The organism is Devosia soli (genome assembly GCF_000970455.1).
Classification (GTDB): domain Bacteria; phylum Pseudomonadota; class Alphaproteobacteria; order Rhizobiales; family Devosiaceae; genus Devosia; species Devosia soli.
Map to the genome: position 1 here is coordinate 109,301 of NZ_LAJG01000014.1, position 26,386 is coordinate 135,686.

General features: G+C 59.3%; 21 protein-coding genes, 2 tRNA genes and 1 pseudogene. 7 read left to right on the plus strand and 17 right to left on the minus strand.

The window, feature by feature from the left end; translation table 11 throughout:
• Positions 1-4 precede the first annotated feature (4 nt).
• Positions 5-2,176, plus strand: a complete 2,172-nt coding sequence (locus VW35_RS04600) for an SPOR domain-containing protein (RefSeq protein WP_046141859.1) — start codon at positions 5-7, stop codon at positions 2,174-2,176.
• Between the two features lie 36 nt (positions 2,177-2,212).
• Here VW35_RS04600 and VW35_RS04605 read toward each other — a convergent pair whose 3' ends face one another.
• Positions 2,213-3,022 carry a tetratricopeptide repeat protein gene (locus VW35_RS04605; protein WP_161796857.1) on the minus strand — a complete coding sequence of 270 codons (810 nt, stop codon included), beginning with the start codon at positions 3,020-3,022 and terminating at the stop codon, positions 2,213-2,215.
• Positions 3,023-3,614: 592 nt separating this feature from the next.
• Between VW35_RS04605 and VW35_RS04610 the strand changes: the two genes are divergently transcribed.
• Positions 3,615-5,459, plus strand: a complete 1,845-nt coding sequence (locus tag VW35_RS04610) for an ABC transporter ATP-binding protein (protein WP_046142480.1) — start codon at positions 3,615-3,617, stop codon at positions 5,457-5,459.
• A gap of 33 nt (positions 5,460-5,492) precedes the next feature.
• Here the strand turns inward: VW35_RS04610 and VW35_RS04615 are convergent, their stop codons facing one another.
• From VW35_RS04615 to VW35_RS04640, 6 genes are all read right to left on the minus strand, one after another.
• A complete protein-coding gene (locus tag VW35_RS04615) occupies positions 5,493-6,500 on the minus strand; it encodes a CorA family divalent cation transporter (protein WP_052951496.1) in 1,008 nt (335 codons plus the stop codon).
• 2 nt (positions 6,501-6,502) lie between these two features.
• Positions 6,503-9,373: a valine--tRNA ligase gene (locus VW35_RS04620; RefSeq protein ID WP_046141861.1), complete on the minus strand. Its 2,871-nt coding sequence runs from the start codon at positions 9,371-9,373 to the stop codon at positions 6,503-6,505.
• Between the two features lie 137 nt (positions 9,374-9,510).
• Positions 9,511-10,341: a DUF2497 domain-containing protein gene (locus VW35_RS22120; protein WP_046141862.1), complete on the minus strand. Its 831-nt coding sequence runs from the start codon at positions 10,339-10,341 to the stop codon at positions 9,511-9,513.
• A 183-nt stretch (positions 10,342-10,524) separates the two neighbouring features.
• Positions 10,525-11,880 carry a TolC family outer membrane protein gene (locus VW35_RS04630; RefSeq protein ID WP_046141863.1) on the minus strand — a complete coding sequence of 452 codons (1,356 nt, stop codon included), beginning with the start codon at positions 11,878-11,880 and terminating at the stop codon, positions 10,525-10,527.
• Positions 11,881-12,008: 128 nt separating this feature from the next.
• Positions 12,009-12,659 carry a protein-L-isoaspartate O-methyltransferase family protein gene (locus VW35_RS04635; protein ID WP_046141864.1) on the minus strand — a complete coding sequence of 217 codons (651 nt, stop codon included), beginning with the start codon at positions 12,657-12,659 and terminating at the stop codon, positions 12,009-12,011.
• Between the two features lie 125 nt (positions 12,660-12,784).
• A tRNA-Cys gene (locus tag VW35_RS04640) sits at positions 12,785-12,858 on the minus strand.
• 30 nt (positions 12,859-12,888) lie between these two features.
• Here VW35_RS04640 and VW35_RS21925 point away from each other — a divergent pair.
• A complete protein-coding gene (locus VW35_RS21925) occupies positions 12,889-13,287 on the plus strand; it encodes a hypothetical protein (RefSeq protein ID WP_244465830.1) in 399 nt (132 codons plus the stop codon).
• 36 nt (positions 13,288-13,323) lie between these two features.
• On the opposite strand, the pseudogene VW35_RS22250 reads toward VW35_RS21925, so the two are convergent.
• From VW35_RS22250 to xylF, 5 genes and pseudogenes are all read right to left on the minus strand, one after another.
• Positions 13,324-13,743, minus strand: a pseudogene (locus tag VW35_RS22250) (glycosyltransferase family 25 protein); the annotation flags it as partial.
• 62 nt (positions 13,744-13,805) lie between these two features.
• A complete protein-coding gene (locus VW35_RS04650; RefSeq protein WP_046141866.1) occupies positions 13,806-14,489 on the minus strand; it encodes a DUF1345 domain-containing protein in 684 nt (227 codons plus the stop codon).
• A gap of 42 nt (positions 14,490-14,531) precedes the next feature.
• Complete coding sequence (locus tag VW35_RS04655) at positions 14,532-15,314, minus strand: ATP-binding cassette domain-containing protein (RefSeq protein WP_046141867.1); 783 nt, start codon at positions 15,312-15,314, stop codon at positions 14,532-14,534.
• A 22-nt stretch (positions 15,315-15,336) separates the two neighbouring features.
• Positions 15,337-16,656: a sugar ABC transporter permease gene (locus VW35_RS04660; RefSeq protein ID WP_046141868.1), complete on the minus strand. Its 1,320-nt coding sequence runs from the start codon at positions 16,654-16,656 to the stop codon at positions 15,337-15,339.
• Between the two features lie 102 nt (positions 16,657-16,758).
• On the minus strand, positions 16,759-17,793 hold the full coding sequence (xylF, locus tag VW35_RS04665) for a D-xylose ABC transporter substrate-binding protein (protein WP_046142482.1): 1,035 nt from the start codon (positions 17,791-17,793) through the stop codon (positions 16,759-16,761).
• 222 nt (positions 17,794-18,015) lie between these two features.
• Between xylF and VW35_RS04670 the strand changes: the two genes are divergently transcribed.
• Complete coding sequence (locus tag VW35_RS04670) at positions 18,016-19,257, plus strand: ROK family transcriptional regulator (protein ID WP_161796858.1); 1,242 nt, start codon at positions 18,016-18,018, stop codon at positions 19,255-19,257.
• Here the strand turns inward: VW35_RS04670 and cysN are convergent.
• A complete protein-coding gene (cysN, locus tag VW35_RS04675; RefSeq protein ID WP_046141870.1) occupies positions 19,254-21,140 on the minus strand; it encodes a sulfate adenylyltransferase subunit CysN in 1,887 nt (628 codons plus the stop codon). The genes VW35_RS04670 and cysN overlap by 4 nt on opposite strands.
• Before the next feature lie 2 nt (positions 21,141-21,142).
• Positions 21,143-22,051: a sulfate adenylyltransferase subunit CysD gene (cysD, locus tag VW35_RS04680; RefSeq protein WP_425283744.1), complete on the minus strand. Its 909-nt coding sequence runs from the start codon at positions 22,049-22,051 to the stop codon at positions 21,143-21,145.
• A 289-nt stretch (positions 22,052-22,340) separates the two neighbouring features.
• On the opposite strand from cysD, the gene VW35_RS04685 reads away from it, so the two are divergent.
• The 3 genes from VW35_RS04685 to VW35_RS04695 all read left to right on the plus strand — a co-directional run bounded on the left by VW35_RS04685 (position 22,341) and on the right by VW35_RS04695 (position 23,486).
• Entirely contained in the window at positions 22,341-22,520 is a 180-nt protein-coding gene (locus VW35_RS04685; RefSeq protein WP_046141872.1) for a hypothetical protein, read from the plus strand.
• A 65-nt stretch (positions 22,521-22,585) separates the two neighbouring features.
• Positions 22,586-22,661: transfer RNA gene (locus tag VW35_RS04690), tRNA-Thr, on the plus strand.
• A 48-nt stretch (positions 22,662-22,709) separates the two neighbouring features.
• Positions 22,710-23,486, plus strand: a complete 777-nt coding sequence (locus VW35_RS04695) for an NAD kinase (RefSeq protein ID WP_046141873.1) — start codon at positions 22,710-22,712, stop codon at positions 23,484-23,486.
• On the opposite strand, the gene VW35_RS04700 is transcribed toward VW35_RS04695, so the two are convergent.
• The 3 genes from VW35_RS04700 to VW35_RS04710 form a co-directional block, all read right to left on the minus strand.
• A complete protein-coding gene (locus tag VW35_RS04700; RefSeq protein WP_046141874.1) occupies positions 23,487-24,692 on the minus strand; it encodes a DUF2336 domain-containing protein in 1,206 nt (401 codons plus the stop codon).
• 89 nt (positions 24,693-24,781) lie between these two features.
• Positions 24,782-25,582: a transglycosylase SLT domain-containing protein gene (locus tag VW35_RS04705; protein WP_052951498.1), complete on the minus strand. Its 801-nt coding sequence runs from the start codon at positions 25,580-25,582 to the stop codon at positions 24,782-24,784.
• Between the two features lie 77 nt (positions 25,583-25,659).
• A complete protein-coding gene (locus VW35_RS04710; protein ID WP_046141875.1) occupies positions 25,660-26,238 on the minus strand; it encodes a nitroreductase family protein in 579 nt (192 codons plus the stop codon).
• Positions 26,239-26,386 lie beyond the last annotated feature (148 nt).

Genomic DNA, 26,386 nt, shown 5'->3' on the forward strand with positions numbered 1-26,386 from the left:
CCTGATGACGTCAGCGAAACCGAAACTTATGGCAGGACAGAACGATAGTGCGGACGACCTGATCGCCGAACTGGCTCGACTGATGGCGGAAGATGCCCAGGACAAGCCGAAGTCGGAGTCTGCGCCCGTTCGAATTCCTGGTGGTGAAGCCGCCGCAGCCCCTACAGCACGGAAAGAGCCCCAAGCCGAACCTCAGATAAGGCCGGTTCGTATCCCTGGCGATGCGGCCACTAACGCTCCATCGCCCTTTTCATTCGACTTCGATCGGTCGCGGCGCCAGGAGACTGAGCCGAAGGCGGAGGGCGAAAGTGCTCATATCGAGCCTACGGTCTTTGCTTTTGAGCAGCCGAAAGCAGCTCCAGCCGAAGCACCTGTCGAGCCGCAGGCCTACGTGCCCGCAGCCGAGCGCAGCATCGAGCCGCAAGTAGCTGTCCCGGCAGAACCTGTTGCAGTGACACCTCAGGAGGTCGCTCCGGCTGCAGAAGCTCCCGTTATGCCTGATCTCGATCAGGATAGCTTGGCGAGCTTGATCGCTGCCGAGCTGGCGGTCGCTGAGAAGGTCGAAGAAGCTGAAAAGACCTTCGAGCCTGAGCAAGCCAGAACCGAAGAGATCGACGTCCCGAAAGAAGTTGCCGGACAGGATCTGCCGCGCAATGTCGATTCTTTCGGCATTCCGCCGGTGTTCGGACTGGCGTCCAAGCCGGCTGCTCAACCAGAAGTTCACCCTGAGCCGCCTGCTCCCGTCGTACCAGAAGTTAATATCGCTTCACGCGATACGGAAGACGCATTTGTTCCGCCGCCGGCCCATCGCGCCGCGCCCCTTCCCGATCCTCTCGAAGAAATCGAGCGTCTGATCGGACCGGCCGCCCGTGTGCAGCATAATCCGCCTGCGCCAAGCCCGGCATTGCGGAGCCTTGCGACCCCGGTCATTCCAAAGCGTGAGCCGGAAGCGGCAAAGGTTTCACCGCCAAGCCACGGGGCCAATGTATCCTCGATTGAGGAAGCCATCCTAGCTGCTGCCGCCACAAGCGGGGCAAAGGTGGAATGGGTCGAGTCCAGCATTGCGGCCACGCTTCCGGCCATGGATGACGACATCAAGGAACGCGCACCGCGTGGCAGGATCATGGGTATGGGGCGCTCGATCGCCGGTCCATTGGTCGCTACTCTTCTTCTGGCCGTCGCGGCCGTAGGGCTCTATACGGTTCTTGGTCTCGGCAGCAACGGGACAACAGGGCCTGCCCCGCTTCTGGTGGCCGATACAGCGCCCACCAAGGAAGTTCCCGCCGAAGCGCCTGACGCTTCGGAAGCCAATCAGTCCGTTGTCTTCAACGAAATTTCCGGCGCCAACACAGCGGCCGATGAGCAGATCGTCTCTCGCGACCAGACTGACGTCGACGCGGTCACGGCTGTAGCGGCCAACGACGTCAACACCGAAGGGTTGGTCAATCGCAAGGTTCGCACGGTGACCGTCCGTCCAGATGGCACAATCGTCAGTGGCAGCGATAGCCTCGCTGGCTCAGCCATGCTGCCTGTCGATCGCCCGACCGTTCCTAATGTTCCGGGGGCCGATTTTTCGACCCCTGAGCTCATCGCAAATGCGGACGCCAATGCCGCGGCCACAACTTCGACGCCTGCCGCTCAGACCGCGTCTGTGCCTGCGACGCCGACCTTGCCGCCCGTAACGCCAGGCTCCACTGTGCAGGCGGTAGACATGGCTGGCAATCCGATCAGGGGCAAGACCGCTCCGGTGCCGCTTTCCCGACCGGCAAATCTCGCGCCTCAGGCCGCGGTCACCACGCCATCTGCGCCGGCTGCGCAGAATACGACAACAACTGCTGCAGCCACGACGACGCTGCCTGAGCCGGCCCCGACCGCTCCCCAGCAATCGGCTCAACCCGTTCAGGCAGCCGCGGTTACCGCACCGGAAGGTAATCCTGCCCCTGCATACGTACAATTGTCATCTCAGCGGTCGGAAGAAGCTGCCCGCCAGACCGCGCAGCAGATTGTCAATCGGTATGGACCCCTTTTTGGCGGGGCCAGCCTCGAAGTGCAGCGCGTTGATCTCGGCGAGCGCGGAATTTTCTATCGCGTGAGGGTGCCGGCAAATTCGCTCGAAAGCGCGATGAATATCTGCACCAACGTGAAGGCCGCCGGCGGCGACTGCTTTACTCTGTGAGCTAGACGCAGCGTCCAATAGCTGCGTCCATTCTTGTCAGAAATTCGCGAATTGTGGGGCGATAGACTGCGCTAGCGAAGCCGCATTCGCCCGATCCTCGGGCTTAGCAATTGACGACGCCCGGTTGAGCATCTCGTCGATCTGGGCCTGGTCCGCTGTCCCTTGACACCGCTCATGCGAAAGATTGAGCCACATCAGGCCTTCGACCGGCTGCGCCGCAATCCCCTCAATGCCGTTGAACAGCATGTCGCCCAGCCGAGCCTGGGCCAAGCAATGACCCTTGCGCGCTGCCAGCGACAACCACCGTGCACTTTGAAGCGGATTAATGCCCAAGCCTTCGTCCTGAAGGTACAACAGCCCGACACGATACTGCGCATCCGCATCGCCGAAATAGGTCGCCGCGTGGAGCAGCAAGGCATGGGAGCGCTCGATATCAGCCGGAATGCCGGCATCAGGCAGGCCTTGACGGTAGTAGTCGCCCATTTTCACGAACGACTGGGCAACAATATCGGCTTCGACGCCACGCGGCGCAGCATCAGCATGTTGATTGGCAATTTGGGAAAAATAGCTGAAAGCCTTGACCGGATCCTTGGCCACGCCCTCGCCATTTTCATACATCGTTCCAAGCTGCCACATCGCCATTGGCTGGCCGGCTTCGGCAGCATTTTCGAGCGCCGACAGATAGGCGTCACCGGATACGCCGCCGCCTGCCCCATCCAGCATGTTGGCCAGGTCAAGGGCCGCGTCCGCGGCGGTTTGAGCGTGTGCAGGAATAGCCGCTGCCAAAATCGACAGCGCCACACCTGTTACCGCGGATGCCAGGGAAAAAGCCGGCAATTTCCGCATCTTACTCCTTTTGGCCAACAAACTCTGGGCCGATCCTACGAATGAATTTTGCCCAACCATAAGCCGCGGGGAATGTGACGCTGGAGCTAGCCGACGGGAAGCAAAGTATGAAAGATTGGTAAACCCGCTTTGCGGCAGGATTCGTTCAGGCGTCCGCACATCCGCGCATACCAGACCAAGGCTTGCTGCGGAGAAGACAGACTCTGACTGAATGACATTCCGTTTGCGCACGTGCTCACCAAAACCAGCGGAAGGTCCGCCTCTGTTGGCAATTCGGTGCGTCGCGGCCATCCTGTCACGTAGCGCTGTCGCTGCGATCCAAAGCTGCCGACACCCGCCCCTGAATGCCTAGCCATCTCGTTTAAGAGCAGATTGTGGCGGGAAACATCGCCAAATTATTGATGGGTTGCATCGTGGAATTGAATCCGCATCGATGTTGCAACTTCGTCACAGAGCGCTCATGCAGGCCCGCGTCTTATTGCGCGCTCTTCTATCGAGGCCTAGTCTGCTTCACGCCTGAATGAGGAGATAAAGATGAAAACGATCATGTCCAGCTTTGCCGCCCTTCGTCTGCAACAGGACATGAATGTTCATGCATCCCACTTCTTCTTCCGGGAAACATCGCCCGAAAAAACGCTTTAGCCCCTTTTTTTTCGGTCTTCTTGACGCTGCCTCTCCCGCTGAAGCGCCGAGCGCTGCACGCTCGCGCTTTCGCCGTTTTCTTTCTTATTACCGGCCGCACATGCCCTTGCTGGCTGCGGACCTTGCTTGTGCCACGCTTGTCGCGGGCACCGCGCTAGCCCTGCCGCTGATCGCAAACTTCATCGTCTCGCGTCTACCGCAACTGGCAGCCGAGCCCGATACACTGTCCAAGATTCTCCTTCTTGGAGGCGTGATGCTCGGCGTGTTCGTCGTGCAGTCCCTCGCCACCTTCTTCGTCGACTATCAGGGCCATGCCATGGGCGCGAAGATCGAGGCTCAGGTGCGCCAGGAACTGTTCGAGCACTGCCAAAAACTGTCCTTCAGCTTTTACGACCAGCAGCGCACGGGCCAGTTGATGAGCCGGATCAGCAACGACTCCCTGTGGCTTGGCGAGCTTTTCCATCACGGCCCAGAAGATATCGCAATTTCGACTCTGAAGTTTGCCGGAGCCATGGCGGTACTCTTCTGGATTGATCCCGTCATCGCACTGCTGATCGCCTTGATCATTCCTTTCGCGGTCGCGTACGCGCTACATTTCAACCGCAAAATGAACGTGGCATTACGAACGACGAAAGAGCGCATTGGCACCATTAACGAGCGCGTTGAAGACGCCTTGGCAGGTATCCGCGTCGTTCAGTCCTTCGCCAATGAGGCCGCTGAACTCAAGCGCTTCGACACTGAAAACCAGCGCTTCCTCGATAGCCGGAAGGCTGGATATCGCAGCGAGGCGATGCTCTGGGTTGGCATGGATGGATTTGCCCAGATCGTAACGATTCTTGTGATCACGGTTGGCGCCTTCCGTATTCTGACAGGGAATCTCAGCACTGCCGATCTGTTGACGCTTTTGCTATGCGTTGGGGTTCTGGTTGATCCTGTACGTCGGCTCGATAACTTCATCCGCCTTTGGCAGGAAGGCTATACCGGCTTCGTACGCGCCATGGAGCTCCTGGAGAAGCAGCCAGATATCGTCGATGAAGAAGGCTCAATGCCTCTTACCGGTGTGAAGGGACGCATCAAATTCGATAAAGTCAGCTTCCGTTATGCTGAAAACTGCCGGGAAGTACTGAGCAATGTTTCGCTCTCGATCAAACCCGGCGAATTCGTCGCTTTGGTTGGCCCCTCTGGCGTTGGAAAAAGCACGCTATGCAGCCTGATTCCACGGTTCTACGATGCAAACCAAGGCAGCGTTTCGATAGACGGACATGATGTCCGTACTCTCACACTTGCCTCGCTGAGGCGTGCAATAGGCGTGGTGCAGCAGGATCTTTACCTCTTCAGCGGCACTGTCGCCGAAAATCTGCTCTACGGCCGGCCAGTCGCTTCGATGGAGGAAGTCTTGGCCGCAGCCAAGGCTGCAAACGCTCACGATTTCATCATGGCCCTACCCCGAGGCTACGATACCGATATCGGTCAACGCGGCGTAAAACTCTCGGGCGGACAGAAGCAGCGTATTACGATAGCGCGGGCTTTCCTCAAGAACCCACCGATCCTGATCTTCGACGAGGCAACCAGCGCACTCGATACCGAGAGTGAGCGCGCTATCCAGAAAGCCCTCCTTGGTCTTGCAAAAGATCGAACGACAATCGTCATCGCCCATCGGCTCTCGACCGTCAGACACGCCGACCGCATTCTGGTGTTGACCGAGGATGGCATCGTCGAAGAAGGCAGCCATGACGCTCTCATGACGGCAAACGGCGTCTACGCCCGGTTGCAAACGGTACAAGCAAGCATTTGAGTTTAGTGGACTCTCCCCTCGGAAGAGTCGTCACTAGAACAAGCGGATTTTTCGCATCCACCAAAAGATGCCCATGGCCAACAAAACCAACACGCCGGTCACGATCCAGAACGTGCCGCCAAAGTCGGCAAGCGGAATACCCGGCACGTTCATGCCGAGCAGCCCGGTAATAAGGGTAAGCGGCGAGAAGACTACGGTGACCGCCGCAAGCAGCAGCATTGTGCGGTTCATTTGCTCGGCGCGATCGTCGATGATTTCTTCATGGACGAGCACTGCGCGCTCTGACAGAGCCTGCAACTCGTCGCCAATCCGGGCCGTACGCATCGCGGCATCACGCAGTCGCAGTCGATCACGATCGGAAAAGAACGAAAGATCTTCGATCTCAAGCGTGGTCAAAGCGTCCCGCTGCGGCCAGACCAGACGACGGAAGTTGATCAGGTTCCGTCGCAAATGCTCAAGATTATCCTGCGCGCGCTCGCTGCGATGCGTGATGAGGGTTTCTTCGACCTCATCAAGGCGGTCGCCCAGCATCTCGATGAGCGGCTCCAACCGATCGGTGGCGCGAAGGGCCAATCGCGCGATCAAGTCCGCAGGGGAGACCGGCGCATGAGCGATCTGCTCCCATTTGTTGAGCCCCAGGAAATCAAGAATATTGAGCTCCGAAGCGATGATAACTCGCGAGCGTTCAATCCAGACGGTGAGAAACTGCCGCCCGATGTCGTGCGGTGCCGCACCGGGCCGCACGACGCGTAGCATAATAAGCGCACGGTCATCCATCACCGTGCAGCGCGCCCGCGAACTGGGTGCCGTGATGAGGCCAGAGTTGAACTCGCCTAGTTCGCCCCGGAGCCAGAGCTTGAACTCTGGCCCTTTGGAATTGCCAACGATCAGCTTGAAGCCTTGAGGCGGTATAACCGGTGGCGCGCCACTCGGCTCATACCGCATCATTCCACCCTTACCGTCAAAGATTAGGACTGCGCCGATGCCAACGAGCCCATTGTGCTGTGCACGCTCGCTGTGCGCCTTCGGCAATTCATCCATTTTCAACTCAGGCGTTTGAGGGCTTCGAGAATCCTTTCCCGCCGGTCAATGGCGGTTTCACGACGCGCTTTTTGTTCCTCGATGACTTCCTCGGGAGCCTTTGAGACAAACTGCTCGTTGCCAAGCTTCTTGTCGATCTGGGCCACTTCAGCGTCGAGCTTGGTGACTTCTTTTTCGAGCCGCCCCTTCTCGGTCTCAAGGTCAATTACGCCAGCAAGCGGTAGCGCAAAAGTCGCTTCGCCCACAACGAACTGTGCCGACTCGCCCGGAACCTGGTTCTGTGGCGAAATCTCTTCGAGTCGCGCGAGGCGCGTGATCAGCGAAGTGCCTGCCACGAGACGGCGGAGCGTTTCTTCGCCCGCGCCGGTAACGACAAGCTGCAGCTTGGCGCCCGCTGGCACATTCATTTCAGCACGAACGGACCGCACGTTCGAGATCACGTCGATGAGCCAGGCCAGCTCAGCGTCTGCGGCCAGGTCTTCAAGACCCTGATGGCTCGGCCATTCGGTTAGGATCAGCAAATCGCTCCGCGTCTCGCCGAATTTGCCCGTCTCGGCCCAGAGTTCTTCCGTGACGAATGGCATCATCGGATGAAGCATGATCAAAATCTGATCAAGCGCCCAAGCCGCAGTGGCGCGCGTTTCAGCCTTGGCAGTCTCGTCTTCGCCGTTAAATACGGGCTTGGCGAACTCAACATACCAATCGCAGAACGTGCCCCAGACGAAGTCATAAGCATTGTTTGCGGCTTCGTTGAACTTGTAGTCTTCGATGCCTTGGCGAACCGCAGCGAGCGCACGCACTGTTGACCCTGCAATCCAGCGGTTCAGCGGCAGCTTATTGGTTTTTGGATCGTATCCGGCAACGCGGCGGCACTCGTTCATCTCGAGAAAGCGAGCGGCGTTCCAAAGCTTGGTCACGAAATTGCGGTAGCCTTCGACACGGCCGATCGCCAGCTTCAGATCCCGTCCCTGTGCAGCCATGGCCGCAAGCGTGAAACGCGTCGCGTCAGCGCCATACTCGTCGACGAGCTTGAGAGGATCGATGACGTTCCCCTTGGTCTTACTCATCTTCTGGCCCTTTTCGTCGCGGACCAGAGCATGCATGTAGACCGTGTGGAACGGTTCCTCGCTGAGGAACTCAAGGCCCATCATCATCATTCGGGCGACCCAGAAGAAGATGATATCAAAGCCGGTCACCAGCACATCGGTCGGATAGTAGCGCTTCAGCTCTTCCGTCTCGTCTGGCCAGCCGAGTGTCGAAAACGGCCATAGCGCGGACGAAAACCACGTGTCGAGCACATCTTCGTCTCGCCAGATTGGCAAGGTCGTCAGCTTTTCGCCCTTCTGCAGAGCCGCTGTCCATAACGCGACGGCAGCGGCCCGATTGGCGACCACGATCACGTCGGCGCCGTAATGAGCCACAGCCTGTTCGGCTGCATACTTCTCAGAGGCGGCTACGAAAGCATGCGGCTCGACGTCGAGGCTGAAGGCGCCGATCGCTTCATCCGTACCGAAGCCATACCAAGCGGGGATCTGATGGCCCCACCAAAGCTGGCGCGAGATGCACCACGGCTTGATATTTTCGAGCCAGGCGAAATAGGTGTTTTCGTACTGCTGCGGAACAAACTTGGTGCGGCCCTCACGCACCGACTTCAGCGCCGGCTCAGCGAGGACATCGGCCTTGACCCACCATTGGTCGGTCAGGAAAGGCTCGATGACGACCAGTTTGCTCTTCTCGTCATGCGGCACCATGATCTTTTTGTCTTCGATATGGTCGAGCCCGCGTGTTGGGTTATCCTCGGCGAGTGCCGTCAAATCCGCCACGATCACCTTGCGTGCTTCGAACCGATCGAGCCCGCGATACTTCGCCGGAATGAACTCGGCATCGATGATGGCGCCGCGCGTCGTAAAAACGTTGATAGGGTCGACTCCAGCTCGGACGCCAACCTCGAAGTCGTTGAAGTCGTGCGCTGGCGTGATTTTGACCGCACCCGTGCCGAGCGTTGGATCGGCATACTCATCGGCCACAATCGGGATGAGTCGCCCAACGAGAGGCAGTTCGACGAACTTGCCCACCAGCGCCTGGTAACGTTCATCGTCGGGATGCACGGCAACAGCGACGTCCCCCAACATCGTTTCGGGGCGTGTGGTAGCGACGATGATGTAATCGCGCGTTTCGGTACCAATGACGTTGCCGTCTTCGTCCTTGGTCGGGAACTCATAGGTAACGCCATCCGCAAGCGGATAGCGTAGGTGCCACATGTGGCCCTTCACTTCGATGTTCTCGACCTCGAGATCAGAGATCGCCGTCTCAAGGCCGGGATGCCAGTTCACAAGGCGCTTGGCGCGATAGATCAAGCCCCGGTTGTGCAGCTCGACAAAAACCTTGGTAACGGCGCGGACCATCTGGTCATCGGGCGCGCCATTCTGGCCCATGGTGAATCGTTCACGGGAGAAGTCTGCTGAAGCACCCAGGCGCTTCAACTGGTGCATGATAGTTCCGCCGCTTTCGGCCTTCCATTCCCAGACACGCTCGATGAACTTATCGCGGCCCATGTCACGGCGGTTCATCTGCCTTTCCGCAAGCTGGCGCTCGACGATCATTTGCGTCGCAATGCCAGCGTGGTCGGTGCCCGGCTGCCAGAGCACGTCCTTCTTTAGCATCCGGTTGAAGCGGATCAGGATATCCTGGATCGTATTGTTCAACGCGTGCCCGATATGGAGCGACCCTGTGACATTGGGTGGCGGAATGACGATCGTGAAGGTTTCCGCTCCCGGCTTGGCACCAGCTCCAGCCGCAAAAGCCTTTGCCTCGAGCCATGCATCGTAGATGCGGCTTTCCACGGCAGCAGGCTCATAGGTCTTTTCAAGCATAGGTCACTCGCAAACAGCATAGACCCGCCAAGCTGAACATGGCGGGCCTCAAATAAGGTTGGCAACTTCAAGCAAAAGCGCGTCGCAGGGTCAACTGCGGCGGACAGGAAAAGCACCCTGCGCGCTTATCGATCCGATCATTCGCCGCGCGCGACCCGGGCGATTTCCTTTTCGACCATGCGCTCGACCACAGACGGCAGATTTTCGTCCAGCCATTCCTTGAGCATCGGACGCAACATTTCACGAACCATGGACTCGATGGTCATGTTGCCATTGCCGAGCGCTGGCGACGCCAGCATGCCCAGCCCTGCGGCCGAAAGCTTGCTGATTGACCCACGCACGGCAGCTTTGGTGGTGGTCTCCAACAGACTGTCGGCCAAGTCGGAACTGAGCTTCGGATCGGGCATCGGAGAAACCGAAGCAACAGAAGGACGCGGTGCAAAAACAGGCTCCGGTGCAGCTTCGGCTACGGGCTGATCGTCATCGTGGCTAAAGGAAGATAGCACTGGCGCAGACTCGACTTCTGGTTCGTCAACAAATTCTGGTTCGGCCGGTTCAGGATCGGCGGAAAAGCTTGGAGCCGGATTAAACGTCGGCAATTCGGCAATCTCCGGCTCTGGCTCCGGAGCTGCAAAGCTGACATCATCCGGAACGACGAGCCGCGGCCCATCGTCGCGCTTCGATTCCTTCTGAGCGTCAGCGAGCAAAGCCTCGAAGCCCATGTCGGCCACGACTTCATTTTCAGGCACGATCTGTGCAGACGAGAGCGCTAGCGGCTCGTTATCGTCTTCATCGTCGTGATCCTCGCCAAAATTGGTCGAGGCGACCGAAGCTGCCTGCATCGGATCCGGAGCAACCTGAAGAGACGGCCGGCGCGGTGCCGAACTTTCGTCATCGTCGGCAATGATCTGCCTGATCGAGGACAGGATTTCGTCCATCGACGGTTCTTTGGCGGCCGGCTTGTTCATAAGTGCCTCTCAACTCATGCGCGACGCACGAAACGAGCATCCGCATCCACCCGTTCCGATTCGTTACACATAGATTAACCGGTTCCGTCAGACATAGGAATCCACCGGCGCCCCCCAAGAGCGTCTTCCACAAAAACTTGTGGCCGGGACGAGCCCGGCCACAAGAACTGGATACCACTGCGTTTACTCCGCGACGGTGCGAAGTTCCTGCCAAACGTCCTCGACGGACTGAGTATAATTAACGGCGGACTTGACCTCGACCGGCAGCCCCAGGTCAGACGCGGTCAGTCTTCCCATTGCCGAGAGGAGCGAGAACGTCGCAATGACCTTCTGGGTCTGGGCATTGATGAGGCCTTCGCGAGCGCTGGTGAGCTCGGCCTGCGAATTCAGCACGTCGAGCGTCGTACTCGTTCCAAGATCGCGTTCCTGGATGGTCCCCTCCAGCACTGTATTGCCGGCTTGCACTGCCGATTGCGCCGCCTGGATCTGCGCATCCGCACTTTGAATTCCGGCCCACGCCGAAATAACGGCCTCGCGCACCTGATCGTAAGTCGACATGGCGTCGACTTCGGACTTGATCTGATTAAGGTTGGCCTTGCGCACCCCTGCGCCGATCGCACCGCCGGCATAGATCGGCACAGTCACCTGGAAGCCCAGGGAACCGCTCAAGCCATCAGTCGGCCCGCCATTTGTCCAACGGCTGCCGACCTGGCCATTGATCGTCGCAGTTGGACCAAATGCGGCTTCGGCTGCGTCGCTGCCCGCTTGCGCGGCGCGGATAGCTGCCTTGGAAATCATGATCGCCGGATGGCCGACCTCTGCTTCCGCCAGCGCCGCATCGAGCGAAGCGGGAATGAGGCGGGCATAGTTGTGCGAAGAACTGAGTTCACCCGGACGAGCGCCGACAAGGCGCTGGAACGTTGCCTGGCTGACTTCAAGGGACGAAAGCGACGCACGATAGGCTGCTTCGCCCTGTGCCAGGCGAGCCTGCGCCTGCGCAACGTCAATCCGGGTACCCTCACCGACATCGAGGCGATCCTGCGCCGACTGCAACTGGGCCTGGAAGAAGCTGCGGTTATCTTGGCGAAGAGCGACGAGCTGTCGTCCGCTCAGCACGTTCATATAGGCTTCGACAACCGAGAGCAGCACGTTCTGCTCTGAGTTGCGGATCTGGTATTCGGCCAGTTCAGCGGCTGCGCGGGCCTGCTCGATCTGCGCTTCGGTCTGGAAATTATCGAAGATGGTCTGGTTGTACGAAACGCCCGTGGTGATCTGGCTTCCGGTCGTGATCTGGCCGCCCACAAGGCTCCAGCTTTGACTGCCGGCCACCGAAGCACCGATCGTCGGCAACTTTTGCGATTTGGCTTGGACGATGCTTTCTGCCGAAGCTTTCGCTTCGAGTAGCGCAGACTGCAGGTCCGGCGCGTGATCATAAGCCGCCGTCAACGCTTGGGTGATCGACTGGCCATGTGCTGCGCCACTAGCCGAGAGCGCCAGCAGAAGGGCGAACGTGCTCGCCGAAATAAACCTATTCACCATGGATACCCCGACTTCGACCCATTACCCATACGCCCAGCAGCTGGGGTCTACAACGACTCACACCATGCCAGAAAAATATTAACTCAGGCTTCGTGCGAAGAGGTGACCGATTCGCAACAACGCGCCAATTAGAAGACGAATTGCTGCTCGGGCGTCCAATTCCACAAGCGCGGCATAGTCGCATCGAACTCTGACGTGGAGATTACGCCGTCTGCGGTATTAACAAAAACATGGACTACCGCGACCCCGCGCCTGAGGATAGGCGCGACGAGCCGCCCATTCTTTCCAAGCAGCGCGATCAAGTCATCCGGACGATCGTCCACCGCCCCTTCTAGAATGACCACATCGAAAATCTCGTCACGCACGGAATCGGGCCGTCCATGGACGACGGTGGCATTCTCGATGACCAATTTTCTAAGATTCTCTACCGCTTGCACAACAAGATCGGCGTCAAATTCCAACCCGACAACGTCTCGAGCGACCTGAGAAAGAATTGCCGTCGTATAGCCTGTACTGGCACCAACATCGAGAACACGATCGGTTTCGCAGACGTTGGCGAGCTGCGCCATCCGCGCAAAATGGCTTGGCGACAGCAAAAACCTGCCCTCATGCCCAAGGGGTTGCAAATCGTCGACATAGGCGACCGTGCGCCGGTGAGGCGCAACAAAGCGTTCGCGAGGTAATGTGGCAATAGCGTTCAAGATGCGCCGGTCCGAAACCCCACTGCTGCGCAGCTGGCTGTCGATCATCGCCATACGCGCGCTAGAGAACTCGTCCATGTCCGACCGTCGAATAAACTTTCATATGGCGGACGTGAATATAGGCGTCGATAAATGCTGGCAAGCCGACAATCGCGCGTGAGCAACGCTTTGCTCGCGAACCAAAACAGAAGTGAAGGAAATTTTGGAGGCCGCGCCCGGAATCGAACCGGGGTGCACGGATTTGCAATCCGCTGCGTCACCACTCCGCCACGCGGCCTCTGGGGCTGTACCTATTTGACCTCTTGATATGATGCAACAGGATTTGCACTATGCGATGGATTTCCCAAAGCTTTGGAAAATGCTTCGTTCAGTTCTCAGTCGCCATGGGAATAAGCCGACGTTCAAGCCCGAGCTTTTGCTGAGCGAAATGGTCGACGGCGTTGCGCAAGCCGCGCCTGATCCCCGTTCTCAGCTTGGACGCGCGGTGCCGAAGCGGGTGACGCTGCGCATAAATATGCGTGATGCCATCTGCGACGATATTGCTCTGACCAACTTTTTGGTCGAGTTCCCCCACCTGCTGGCAAAGAGCTGGATCGGTCAGCACACGGGATATTCGAGCGCCGGGTCCGTCAAATGGATCATAGAGAGCCAGATCGACAGGCCGGTGCCGAAGATCAGGATCGCCGAGCAGCTTGCGCGCGGCTGATGCCGAGATCACGTACCCAGCGGCCCCGATGGGCGTCGACCTGAATTTTCGCAGCCGGATACCTCCAGCCTCGGCATGGGGCGGATAAACTCGGATCGTGCCGCCCAAGGCATCGATTCGGATCAGCTCTGCATCCACCTGGCTGACCGCTTTTAGGAACGCTGGCAATGCGGAGGCCAAGCGGACGTCATCTTCAAAAACAAGGGCCCGTTCGGCTCCACTATCGAGCATGGATTGCCAGCATCGCTCGTGGCTGAGCGTGCACGCCAGCTCATTTCTGCGAAGAAAGCTCGGCCGCAAAGGATTGCAGAACCGGTCAATGTCCTCTGCGGAGATGTCTGCCGGCGTGACAGCCTCGATCCGGGTCCCGCTCAACTGCAGCCGAGAAAACTGGTTCTCCATGAAAGCGCGGCGGTCGCGCCGGTTTGCCAGATTGATATAGTAGATCGGCAGCATTCAGGTGGCTCCGCGTTTGCCGGGACCAATAGAAAGACCAGCGCCTCTTGGCAATGGAGCCATTAGCCACCTGCCCCCAGCATCACATTAACTGCGGCAGCAAGCAGGATCGTGTTGTAGAAATGAGCAAACACCAGATGCACCATGACGCGACGGCGCATCGCACTGCTGGCGACCTTTGTGTCCGAGGTGGCGACCGAAGTCCCAACCGTAAAGGAGAAATAGAAGAAAGATATGCCGTCAGGATCCTCGTCACCGGGAAAGTTTAGCCCGCCTTCGAATCTTTCACCGTCTGAAGAGTCGGCCACCTGATAGTATTCGTAGGCATAATGCAGCGCGCCCATCACCTGAACGGTGAACCAGCCCAGGATCACAGACGCAACGCTGGCGATAACCTCGCCGATTTCCGGGCCGCCGTCCTGATTGAGCGCCAGAAAGAGCGAGACGACGGATGCGACGACCACAACCAAGACGACAACGATGATGCCGGAGCCTGGCGTATCTTCGTCGCGAGCATGCTCGCGCAGATAAGCCGCGGTCAAACGTGGCAGCTTGATCGCTGTCAGTCCAAGATAAGCCGCAAAAAGACAGTTGGCGCCAAAGCTAATTGCATATTTGGGTGCTACGAGCAGCGCGATCAGCAATCCAACCACGCCAAAAAGCAGGCCGAAGTAGAACGGCGCATGGCGCGGCATCACGCGCTCTATCGCGAAGGACGCAAATCTTCGCTCTGTTTCCTGTGACATTTGACGCTCCACACCGCCTATAGGGGTGAGCACGCAACGTCCTCACCCAGCAATGGCTCCCGGACCTGGCCGGGCGCCAGGCGGCACTTTACCCATGATGATCATGCCCAGCACTTCGTCTTTCGTCACCTCGCTTGTCCGCGCCTCGCCCACCACCTGGCCGTTTTTCATGACAACCACCCGATCGGCGAGATCGAAGACATCATGGATGTCGTGTGAAATCAGGAAAATGCCGATGCCGTCGGATTTGAGCTGTTTGATCAGATCTCCAACCTGAGCGGTTTCCTGCGGCCCTAGAGCTGCAGTTGGCTCATCCATGATTAGGATCCGCGCGTTGAACAGGATGGCACGCGCGATGGCGACCGACTGCCTTTGCCCGCCGGAAAGCGCCTTCACCGGCTCCTTGAAGCGCCGGAAGTTTGGGTTAAGGCGCCCCATGACTTCCCGGGCCCGCGATTCCATGGCGGCGTCATCCAGCGTCCCAAGAGGTGTGATCATTTCACGACCGAGAAATAGATTGGCCGCCGCGTCGACATTGTCGGCCACGGCGAGCTGTTGGTAGATGGTTTCAATCCCGTAAGATTTGGCGTCACGCGGATTGTTGATCGTCGCCGTTTCGCCGTTAATCCGAATGTCGCCGGCATCGCGCTTATAGGCTCCGGACAGGATCTTGATCAGCGTCGATTTCCCCGCGCCATTGTGGCCTAGCAGACCGACGACCTCGCCCCGGTTCAGGCTGATCGAAGCATGATCGACCGCCTTGATGCCACCGAAGGCAATCGAGATATCGGTCATTTCGACGAGGGGCGTGCTGGCGTCCAGCATGGTGTCACTCCCACCCATGATACTATTGCTTGTTCCGGCGGTAGAGCGTGTCGAGCCATACGGCGAACACCAGGACGATACCGACAACGATGGATTGCAGCGGGCTATCAAGCCCCATCAACACCATCCCCGATTGCAGCGACTGCATAACCACGGCGCCCAACAGCGCGCCTGCGATCGTGCCGACGCCGCCAGCCAGGGATGTGCCGCCGATAACAGCAGCTGCGATGACATAGAGCTCGTCGAGCGTTCCGAGAGCATTGGTTGCGGCGTTGAGGCGCGCGCTCGATATGGCCGCCGCGATGGCGCAGAGTCCGCCCATCAGCATGAAAATCTTGACCGTCACCCAGCGGGTATTGATGCCCGCGAGTTCGGCGGCTTCAGGGTTGCCACCCATGGCATAGACGTAGCGACCGAACCGTGTGCGGCGGCTGAGGAACGTCATTGCCACACCGACGGCAACGGCGATTATCACCGGTATGGCAATGCCGTGCGAGATGAAAAGGCCGCCGTCTGGCACAGCCAAGCCGTTGGCCTTTGCGTAGTTTTCAGCGATGCGAACCGGCCAGGGATAGGCGTTTGCCACCCACACGGCGGCGATGGTCGCGCCGCAGCCGAGAATGGCCAGGGAAAGCTCGGCCCATAACGGCCGCTGGGGGAAATTGAACCGGCGTCTTTGTTGGCGGCCGAAGAAGATACCCGCCCCGATGGCGCAGCAGGCGATGACGGCGACAACCCAACTCCAGGTAAAGCCGATCGAACCTGCCGGCCCGCCGCCGATGAGCTGGAACGTGGAATCCATGGGTGCGACTGTTCGGCCCATCGTGACCCACCAGGCTGCGCCACGCCACACGAGGTAGCCGCCAAGCGTCACGATAAACGCCGGGACGCGCAGATAGGCGATGATCGCGCCCTGCAATGCGCCAATCCCAACACCAACGACCAACCCTGCGAGAAGGGAGAGCATCCAGATCAGCGGATGCCCGAGACCCAGGCCCAATTGCACCGGCAAAATTTCGGTTTGGGTGATCCCCATGACCATTGCGACGAGCCCGAGGATCGAGCCCACCGAAAGGTCGATATTGCGCGTTACGATTACCAGCACCATGCCCGTAACCATCACGGCCACTGAGGCGGTCTGGACAGACAAATTCCAGAGGTTGCGCGGCGTCAGGAATAATCCGCCCGAAAATATGTTGAAGCCGACCCAGATGATGGCCAGCGCGCCGATCATGCCAAGCAGACGCGTATCAATCTCAGTCGCCACCAGAAAGCGCTGGATTGGGTTTTGCGCAAAGCTGCTGGGATGGGTAGGGGTGGAAATGGCGTGCTGATCGGCCATTCAGGTCTCCCGTGCAAACGGCGCTCCGGCATTCGGCCGGAGCGCAGTCTGATTACTGTAGCGCCACGCGTGCGCAAGCAACCAGTTTAGCCGTTTTGGCTCTTAGTTACAGGCAGCTACCGTACCAGCGGCAACACCCTGACAGACCACGTCCTTGGTTACCCAACCCGCGTCGATAACGACGTTGAGGTTGTCCTTGGTGATGGGGATCGGCGCCAGCAACACGGCATTCATTTCGACGCCCTTCGGGCCATCGGAGAACTTGGTCGCGCCAGTCACCGCGTCCAGCGCCGTGCCACCAGCCAGTTCGACCGCGATTTCCGCGGCGCGCTTGCCGAGTTCGCGAGCGTCTTTCCAAACCGACACTGTCTGGGTGCCCAGCGCAATGCGGTTGAGGGCAGCATGGTCACCGTCCTGACCGGAAACGGGCACTGACCCCGCCAAACCCTGTGCGGAGAGCGCGGCAATGGCGCCACCGGCGGTGCCATCGTTCGACGCCACGACTGCATCGACTTCGTTGTTATTGGCGGTCAGGAACTGTTCCATGTTCGCCTGAGCGACTTCCGGGTTCCAGTTGTCGGTATAGGCTTCGCCGACGTTCTTGATCTTGCCTGCGTCGATGGCAGCCTGCAGCACTTCCATCTGGCCGGCGAACAGGAAGTCCGCGTTGGGGTCGGCCGAATTGCCTTTGATGAACACGTAGTTGCCTTCAGGCTGGACATCGAAGACGCCCTGAGCCTGCATGCGGCCTACTTCCTTATTGTCGAACGTCAGATAGAACGCATCTGGATTTTCGATGAGCCGATCATAGCCAACCACCGGAATGCCTTCGGCGACAGCAGCAGCGACGGCGGGCCCGATGGCCTCACTGTCCTGAGCCAACACGATGATCGCATCGGCACCCTGGCTGATTAGGCTTTCAATATCGGTGAGCTGCTTGGAAGCGGACGACTGAGCGTCAGCCGAAATATACTGAGCGCCAGCAGCTTCGAGGGCCGCCTTGATGGCGCCTTCATCCGTTTTCCAGCGTTCTTCCTGGAAGTTGTTCCAAGACACGCCGACGGTGATTGCATCCTGCGCCACAACGGCACCGGTCAAGACGGTCGAGGCGAGCAAGACCGCAAAGAGCTTATTCATGATGTCCTCCCAATGGGCATCGCCTGCCCAAAATGCCGTGTCTGGCCCCCTACTCCCAAGGCCGATCAACACCTGCCAGAGCATTATTTTCAATGCTCGAAAAAAGAAGTCGCATGTCGTGTCGCAACGTGTCAACGTCAATTTCGAGCCCCGAAGAAAATCCCTGTTGCTTCCTTTCCGCAGCTTTGGTGTCTTGGGGCCGGGAGTAAGGGAGTTAGCCGCTTGACGCGTACCGTCAGCGACAGCGATAGCGTCCGGCGGCACAACCGGGGACTGGTTTTAAGTGCGCTGCGCATGCAGGGCGCACAGTCGCGCACAGCGCTGGCGACCCTGACAGGACTTAGCCACGCCAGCATTACCGCAATCATGTCCGATCTGCTTGTCCAAGGTCTGGTCGCCGAGCTACCGGCGGAGCGTCCCGACGGGCGTTCGCGGGGGCGCCCCGCCACTTTTGTCAATTTCGAACGCAATGCCGCCCACGCTGCGCTCTTCGAAATCGACGTCAATCGCGCCCGGCTTTCCCTTGTCGATTATGGCGGTGTGCTTGTCGACCGCATCGAGACCGATCTGGCGCCAACGACGTTTGCAAAGCTGGCGCCCAGCGAGTTCCTTTCCGATCGGCTGACGGCCCTGCTTTCACGGACGCCTACTGCTCCCGCTACGCTTCGTCGTGTTGCAATCTCGGTTCAAGGTATTCTTGATCGCGAGGGCAAAGGCCTCCGCTGGTCTCCCATCCAGCACCTTGCCGGCTCCGCTTTTGCGGATGAGTTAGCGCAGATCTGCAACCTGCCCGTTACGCTTCACAAACGCGGAAGGCTTCTCGCTGAAGGCGCGAGATGGCTTGATCCGGCTCTCCATGAAGCAAGCGTGGCGACTGTTTTTATCGGGTCCACCGTCGCTATGGGCGTGACCTTCCGCGGTCAGATCATGGGTCGCGGAGACGAGGGCGCCACGGAATTCGGCCACATGAATCACATGCCGAATGGCGCTTTGTGCCGTTGCGGCATGCGTGGATGCATCGAGGCCTATGCGGCCGATTATGCAGTCCTCCGCAATGCGTATTCGGTGCCTGAGACCGCCCAGCCTGCTCCGGCGGTTCCGGCTCAGCAATATGAAGCCCTTATGCACCGAGCTGAAGGCGGGGATCGCGCAGCCACCTACGCCTTCAACATTGCCGGTCGCGCCATCGGATATGGCCTGAGCCGTATGCTGGCCATTTACGATCCTTCACACGTCTTGATCGTCGGTCCTGGTGCCCGCGCGCTGGAGCTCATGCGCCCGGAAATCGATCAGGCGATCAAGTCCTCGCTCGTCGGCAAGATCAATGGTTCGCCCTTGATCGTCGGACACCGCGACGAAACCGAGCCCGTCTTCCGCGGCCTTCTCATGAAGACGCTCAATGACATCGACCAGTCCGACTTTGCCCCGCTGCCAAATTCCGAACGCATCGGGGCAACAGGCTAAATCTTGAGCCAACCGTAAAGTTCATCGGCCAAGGCTTCGGGCTCGTGCGTGCCGCCATGGAGCACCAATTCCGGATTGCCGGGCCTTTCAAACGGGCTGTCGAGGCCGGTAAAGTTCTTGATCTCGCCGGCACGGGCACGCTTATACAAGCCCTTGGGGTCGCGCGCTTCGGCAACTTCGAGCGGGGTATCGACGTAAACTTCGGTGAACCGGATGTCGCCCGCGATCTCCCGCGCCAGGCGCCTTTCGTTTTCGAAGGGCGAGATGAACGACACCAGGACGATCAAGCCCGCATCGGCCATAAGCTTGGCGACTTCGGCAACGCGACGAATATTCTCGACACGCGCAGCTTCGGTAAAGCCCAGATCCTTGTTGAGGCCATGGCGCACGTTATCGCCATCGAGAATGTAGCAGTGCCGGCCCTCGGCGGTGAGGCGCTTCTCGAGGAGATTGGCAATGGTGGACTTGCCCGAGCCCGAAAGCCCGGTGAACCAGACGATCTGTGCCTCCTGCCCTTTCATCTTCGCGCGCACCTGGCGGTCCACGTCAAAGGACTGGTAGGTCAGGTTCTGAGCCCGGCGGAGACCGAACTCGATCGTACCTGCACCAAGCGTGGCGTTGGAAAGGCGGTCAATCAGAATGAAGCCGCCGGTCAGCGGATTTGTTGTGTACGCGTCAAAGGCTAGCGGGCGATCCGTGGCGATGGTAACTGTGCCCACCTCGTTCAGATCGAGCTTGTTGGCTGCTGCCTGTTCCAGCGTATTGACGTTGGTGCGGAATTTGATGTCGGTGATCGTTGCCGGCATCACCTGGGCCCCGATCTTGAGCAGATATGAACGCCCCTGGAAGGCGGGCTCGTCGTTCATCCAGATCAGTCGCGCCTGGAATTGGTTGGAATAATCCGGCACGCTGCCCGGGTGAGCAAGCACATCGCCCCGCGAGACATCGATCTCACGGTCGAGGACAAGCGTAACCGCCTGTCCGGCAATGGCGGAATCGAGATCGCCATCCATGGTAACAATGCGGGCGATCTTGGCGGGTTTTCGCGAAGCCGCGACCAGGACATCGTCGCCAACGGTGAGACGGCCCCAAGCCACCGTACCGGAAAAGCCGCGGAAATCGAGATTGGGCCGGTTGACCCATTGAACAGGAAAGCGGAATGCCCCTTGCGTGCGATCCTGTGCCACTTCGATAGCTTCGAGATAAGGCACCAGCGGCGAGCCGGCAAACCATGGCATGCGCTCGCTCTTTTCAACAATGTTGTCCCCGCGCAAAGCCGAAACCGGAACTGCCGCCAGGGTTTGGAAACCGAGATCCTTCGCAAAGGCGCGATAGTCTGCCTCGATGCGGTCGAAGACCGCCTGGTCGTAGCCGACGAGGTCGATTTTGTTAACCACCAGCACCACGTGCTTCACGCCCACCAGCGAGAGAATGAAGCTGTGGCGGCGCGTCTGGGTCAGCAGGCCCTTACGCGCGTCGACAAGCAGGAGTGCGAGGTCGGCGTTCGAGGCGCCCGTCGCCATATTGCGGGTATATTGCTCGTGGCCGGGCGTATCGGCGACAATGAACTTGCGCTTGTCGGTGGAAAAGAAGCGATAGGCCACATCGATGGTGATGCCCTGTTCGCGCTCGGCGGCAAGGCCATCCACCAGCAGCGAAAAGTCGATGCCTTCCTCGCCCACCGTGCGATTGTGGCTCTCCTTTCTGAGGCTGGCGAGCTGGTCATCAAGGATCAACTGGCTGTCATAGAGCAGACGCCCGATCAGGGTCGACTTGCCGTCATCGACGCTCCCGCAGGTCAGAAAGCGCAGCAGCGATTTATCAGTCTGCTGGGCGAGCCAAAGATCAAGGTCGGTGTCGGGAGTGGCCAAGTCAGAAATCATGCTCAGAAATAGCCTTCCTGCTTCTTCTTTTCCATCGACCCGACGGAGTCGCTGTCGATGAGGCGCCCCTCGCGTTCTGAGGTGCGGCTTGCCTGCATTTCCATGATGATCGAGGGCAGATCGGCCGCCTCGGAGCGGATCGCACCGGTCAGCGGATAGCAGCCCAGCGTGCGGAATCGCACGGTCTCCAGGCGCGGGGTTTCGCCCGGCGCCAGCGGCAGGCGGTCGTCATCGACCATGATCAAGGTGCCGGAGCGCTCCACCACCGGCCGCGGCTTGGCGAAATAGAGCGGCACGATGGGGATGTTCTCGGCGTAGATATAGGTCCAGACGTCGAGCTCGGTCCAATTGGAGATCGGAAACACGCGCATGCTTTCGCCCGGATTGAGGCGGGTATTGAACACCCGCCAGAGTTCGGGCCGCTGGTTCTTCGGATCCCAGGCGTGACTCGCATTGCGATGGGAGAACACACGCTCCTTGGCCCGGCTCTTTTCCTCGTCGCGCCGCGCACCGCCGATCGCCGCATCGTAACGCCCGGCATTGAGCGCCTGCCGCAAAGCTTGCGTTTTCATGATGTCGGTATACCGCGAGGATCCATGGTCGAACGGATTGATCCCATCGCGCACGCCATCTGCATTGGTATGGCGGATGAGGTCAAAGCCGTAGTCCTCGGCCGTCTGATCGCGAAAGGCGATCATCTCCTTGAACTTGAACGTCGTATCGACATGGAGCAGCGGGAAGGGAATCTTGCTCGGATAAAACGCCTTGCGCGCCAGATGCAGCAGAACGCTCGAATCCTTGCCGATCGAATACATCATCACCGGCCGCTCAAAACTCGCCGCAACCTCGCGAAGAACCTCAATGCTTTCCGCTTCAAGCGCTTGGAGATGGGTCAGCCGGTTGAGGGTCACGGTCACTAGCCTTTAGATCGTCATTTGCGTACAGACGTCGGATCGTTTCTAGGTACTGGTCCGCCCTACACGCAGCAAGGCTGAAAACGCTGGAAATGCTGGGCTTTCTTGCGCCCAAAGCAAATTTGTGCGGCGCCGTCACAGACGGTGCCAAGCCATCGCGGGCTGTCCCATTTTCACTTGATGCCCGCTTCGCCCGGACCACCGATCGCGCAAAAAAAATTCTCTCAAATGCCCCCAGCATCTCGACAGCTGGCGGGGAACTTCTGGAACGCAGCAGGATTGGACCTTGAGCAAAAAGGAGCCAACCATGACTAAGGAACAATCCAAACCTGCACCGCTGGAGACCGGCGCGGGCGAACAGATGGACGACAATGTCGATGATCTTGGCAAAAAGGCCAACAAGCCCGAGAAGGTCGAGCAACCGACGGACGCTGGAGCACAAGACAAAAGCAAGAAAACACCGTGAATATGCATCAGGTGCTGTGACGCCCTTGCGGGTGTCCAGCCCCAATGCTAAACGGCCTCCACCACGCCGGTATAGCTCAGTTGGTAGAGCACCTGATTTGTAATCAGGGGGTCGCGGGTTCGAACCCTGCTGCCGGCACCATTACCGCAGCATTGGCGGCATCTCGCCCGCATTCATTTGGGGTACAATGTGAGCGGTCAAGGCAATCCACGCGTCTCAGTCGTCACCAATGAGACCCCCGGCGCTGATGCGGCGGCAGCGCGCTTGCGCCAGCAATTCGGCGATATTGCCCCGGAGGACGCCGACTTCGTGATCGCTTTGGGCGGCGATGGCTTGATGCTTCAAACGCTGCACCGCGTGATGACGAGCGATGTGCCGGTCTACGGCATGAATTTCGGCTCGGTCGGCTTCATGATGAACGACTTTTCCGAGCAGGACATCGTGCAACGCCTCATCTCAGCGCAGAGAACAAAAATCTACCCCCTTTCGATGGATGTTCTCGATGCGTCTGGGAATCGCCAGAAAGCATTGGCCTTCAACGAGGTTTCGCTGTTCCGCTCCACCCACCAGGCCGCTAAAATTCAGATTAGCGTCGACAACGAGATCCGTCTCGACGAGCTGATTTGTGACGGGATACTTCTGTCCACTCCTGCCGGCTCGACGGCCTATAACCTCTCCGCACATGGGCCGATCCTGCCGATCGAAGCGCCATTGCTCGCACTGACGCCGCTGTCTCCCTTCCGCCCCCGCCGCTGGCGCGGTGCTATCCTCAGCAATCGCGCCGAGGTGCGGTTCACCTTGCGCGAAGCGGAAAAGCGCCCCGTCAGCGCCGTGGCGGATAACGTCGAAATCCAGAACGTGCGGGAAGTGACCGTGCGTGAGGATAGATCTCACGGCGTCACCTTGCTGTTCGACCCCGGCAAGAGCCTTGAAGAACGCGTCCTCAGCGAACAATTCAAATTCTGATTACGCCGCGGGCAGTTGCAGGCGCGGTGCCCCTTGCAGAGCCGCCAGCGACATTGCCGACTGCGTCATTTCGGAAAAGGCCTTCATAACCCCGCGCGCCGCCCTGCGGGCCAGCGCGATGTTCTGCTCGCTAAGATAGGCAAACGTCTCTTCGAGCTCGGGAGGGATCGCACCCTCGAAGTCAGCAATGAGTTCTTCGGTCAGCGCCGTCACGACATAGTGGCGCGCGGCGATGTCGTCAGCAAGATCCGCCGTTCGCGCGTGAAGCACGAGGCGCACCAAGACCTTGCCAAGTTCGCCCGCCAATCCGGCACGCAGAAACAGCGCCGAAAGCGCGGCGCGGCTGCCATTTTCAAGCAAGCTGAAGACCTTATCCCGCGTGACGTCGGCGAGTTCGGCAATGCAGGAAGCGAAAAACATCACGTGGCCGGTAACGACGGCATGCAGAAGGATGCGGGAATTGAGCTGGCTCGAACCGACCAGATCCTGAACAAAATCGCGCCGCCGATGACAGGCCTCAGCCTCCCCGATTGTCGAGACGGCGGTGTCAGCGCCATCGCGCAGCAAACGGTTCAACCGGTCGGCCGTGAGCGCCCCTCGGACGATCCGCGTCTCTCGGAGCGCCTCGGCCACGCGCTGCACGAGAATCAGCCGCGCCGGCGCGGGCAGGTCCGTTCGCGACAGGAGTGCTCCGCGCCACTTAGCGACTGTCCCATGATCGCGGGCAAGGTCGATCAGCAGCGCGGGCTCGATCGTGATATCGCTTCGGCGCAGCAGCAACAGAGCTATTTCGTCGTCGCCGTGATCGATGAGCGCCGCGGCAATACGGACGGAAATCTTGGTGCGCTGGGCGATCGCGAGCCAGATTGAAGCATCGCCCTTGCGAATCGCACTCAGGAGGTCAGCATCGATAAGCAACGGGGAATACTGCAGAATCGCCCGTGAAATGATCGGACTGTCCTGCAATAGCGCCATGATGATCGGCCGTGGCGCCTCGGTCGAATGCAGCAAACCATAGGCCAGTGCCGCGCGAACCTTGACGGAAGGATCATCGAGAAAACCGATCAGTGCTGCATAGAGCGCTGCGTGCTCGTCGGCAGGACCGTCGTGGTCGAGATAAGCCAAGGCGGCCAAATGGGCTGCGTGGCCGCGCTCGTCGCTGTCGGTGGACCGGGAAAGCCGGACAAACTCGCTATACTCGACCATAACAAAACTCTCCGCACTCGAGCGAAGAGAAGCCTAGTGCAGACTGCTTAAGGAACGGTTCACCATAAGCGAAAACAGTCGCTTAACCTTCAGCGGGCGTAGAGCTGAGTGAAAAATGCGGCGCCGCCGGCGGGAGGGGCGTCGGGCGTTTCCGCTTCGTTCTTGAAGAGGCCCGTGAAGGACATGTTGGCTGGGGAGAATCGCGACGGCACGGGCGGCAGCTGCGCGGCCGGCACGGGGTTATCCCCGGACATCTGCTGGGTCGAAAAGGCGGCGTTCGTGCCACCTTCGTGCTTGGCCACGAGCACGCGATAAACCTCGCGGATCGTGCGCGGCTGGCCATTGCTATAAAAGATTGCCTGGTTCGCATCTGCTTGGCGCGGAAAGAGATTTACCGCCAGCTGGTCAGGGTTTTCGAGACCCGCCTTGAACATGCGCTCCGCCCCCTCGGCGCCAAGGAAATGGGCGATATAGAGCTCGCCGCCGCTCGGGTTCCGTCCGAATCGCTGGCGGAGATATTCACCGTTCGATCGGGTAAAGGCAGCGGCTAGATCGGCGGCAATTTGAGGGTCTTCGCGCAGCTTGAGGATGGCTTCTTTCCGCGCGGGGTCCGCAACGGTGTAGGAGCCATCGCTGCGCCGGGTGATCTCGGCGGCATATTGGCCGTAGCCGAGGCGGGGCCCCTGCTCTTTCATGACCTGCAACCAGGTGCTTTCGAGGAACTGAAAGAGCCCGACGGCTGACGAAGTGCTTGCTTTTGCTGATGGATTAAGGCTGCTCTCCCGCATTGCCGTCTGCAGCAGATAAGAAAAGTCCACGCCGCTGCGATCGCCAGCCGAGGTCAAGGCGGAGGCGAGATACTGCGGAACGGAGATGGACTGAACGCCCATAAATGGCCTGCGGCTAATGCTAAGATTGCATTAACCAATGCCTCAGGATCGTTAACAGTCCGTTATCGCCGACAGCGTCAAGCGCGCCATTCCGTTACAATTTCGCTTAAATCGGGACGTGGGCGGTCTTCGATGGCAATCGTCGGGGTTCCGATGTGGACAAAGCCGATGAAACGTTCGCCCTCCTTCGCCCCGAGCATGGCGGCAGCCTCCTCATCGAAAGTGAACCAGCGGGTGGTCCAGCTGGCGGCAAAGCCGAGGGCATAGGCTGCGTGTTCCAGATTGAACGCGACATTGCCGGCCGAGAGCAGCTGCTCGAACTCTGGAATTTTGACATGCGGCTTGGCGGTCGAAATGACCCCGACGACCAGCGGCGCTGGCAGAAATTGGCGGCGCTCGTTTTCAAGGCTGGCGTCATCGAGCTCGGGGCGACGGCGCTTAGCGATTTCAGCGAGCTTTTCGCCAGCGGCGCGGCGCGCATCGCCGGTAAACGTCACCAAACGCCAGGGAGCGAGCTTGCCATGATCGGGAACGCGGGTGGCGATCGTGAAAAGCGTCTTCATCTCTTCGGGCGTCGGGCCGGGTTCGGCGAGAAATGCCTGGCCAACGGAGCGGCGGGTAAGGAGGTAATCGCGCAGGGCGGGATTTGCTGGCATAATGGGTTCCTGGCAGAACGGTGTGTGGGCCTTGGGAAAATGCTTTGGCCCAAACTACTACCGGTTTTCAAGCCGCACTGGTTGTGACACAGCTTTTCCGCATTCGCTTCGTAAGGCTCCCCGGAGTCGCGGGCGATGTTCCCGACGT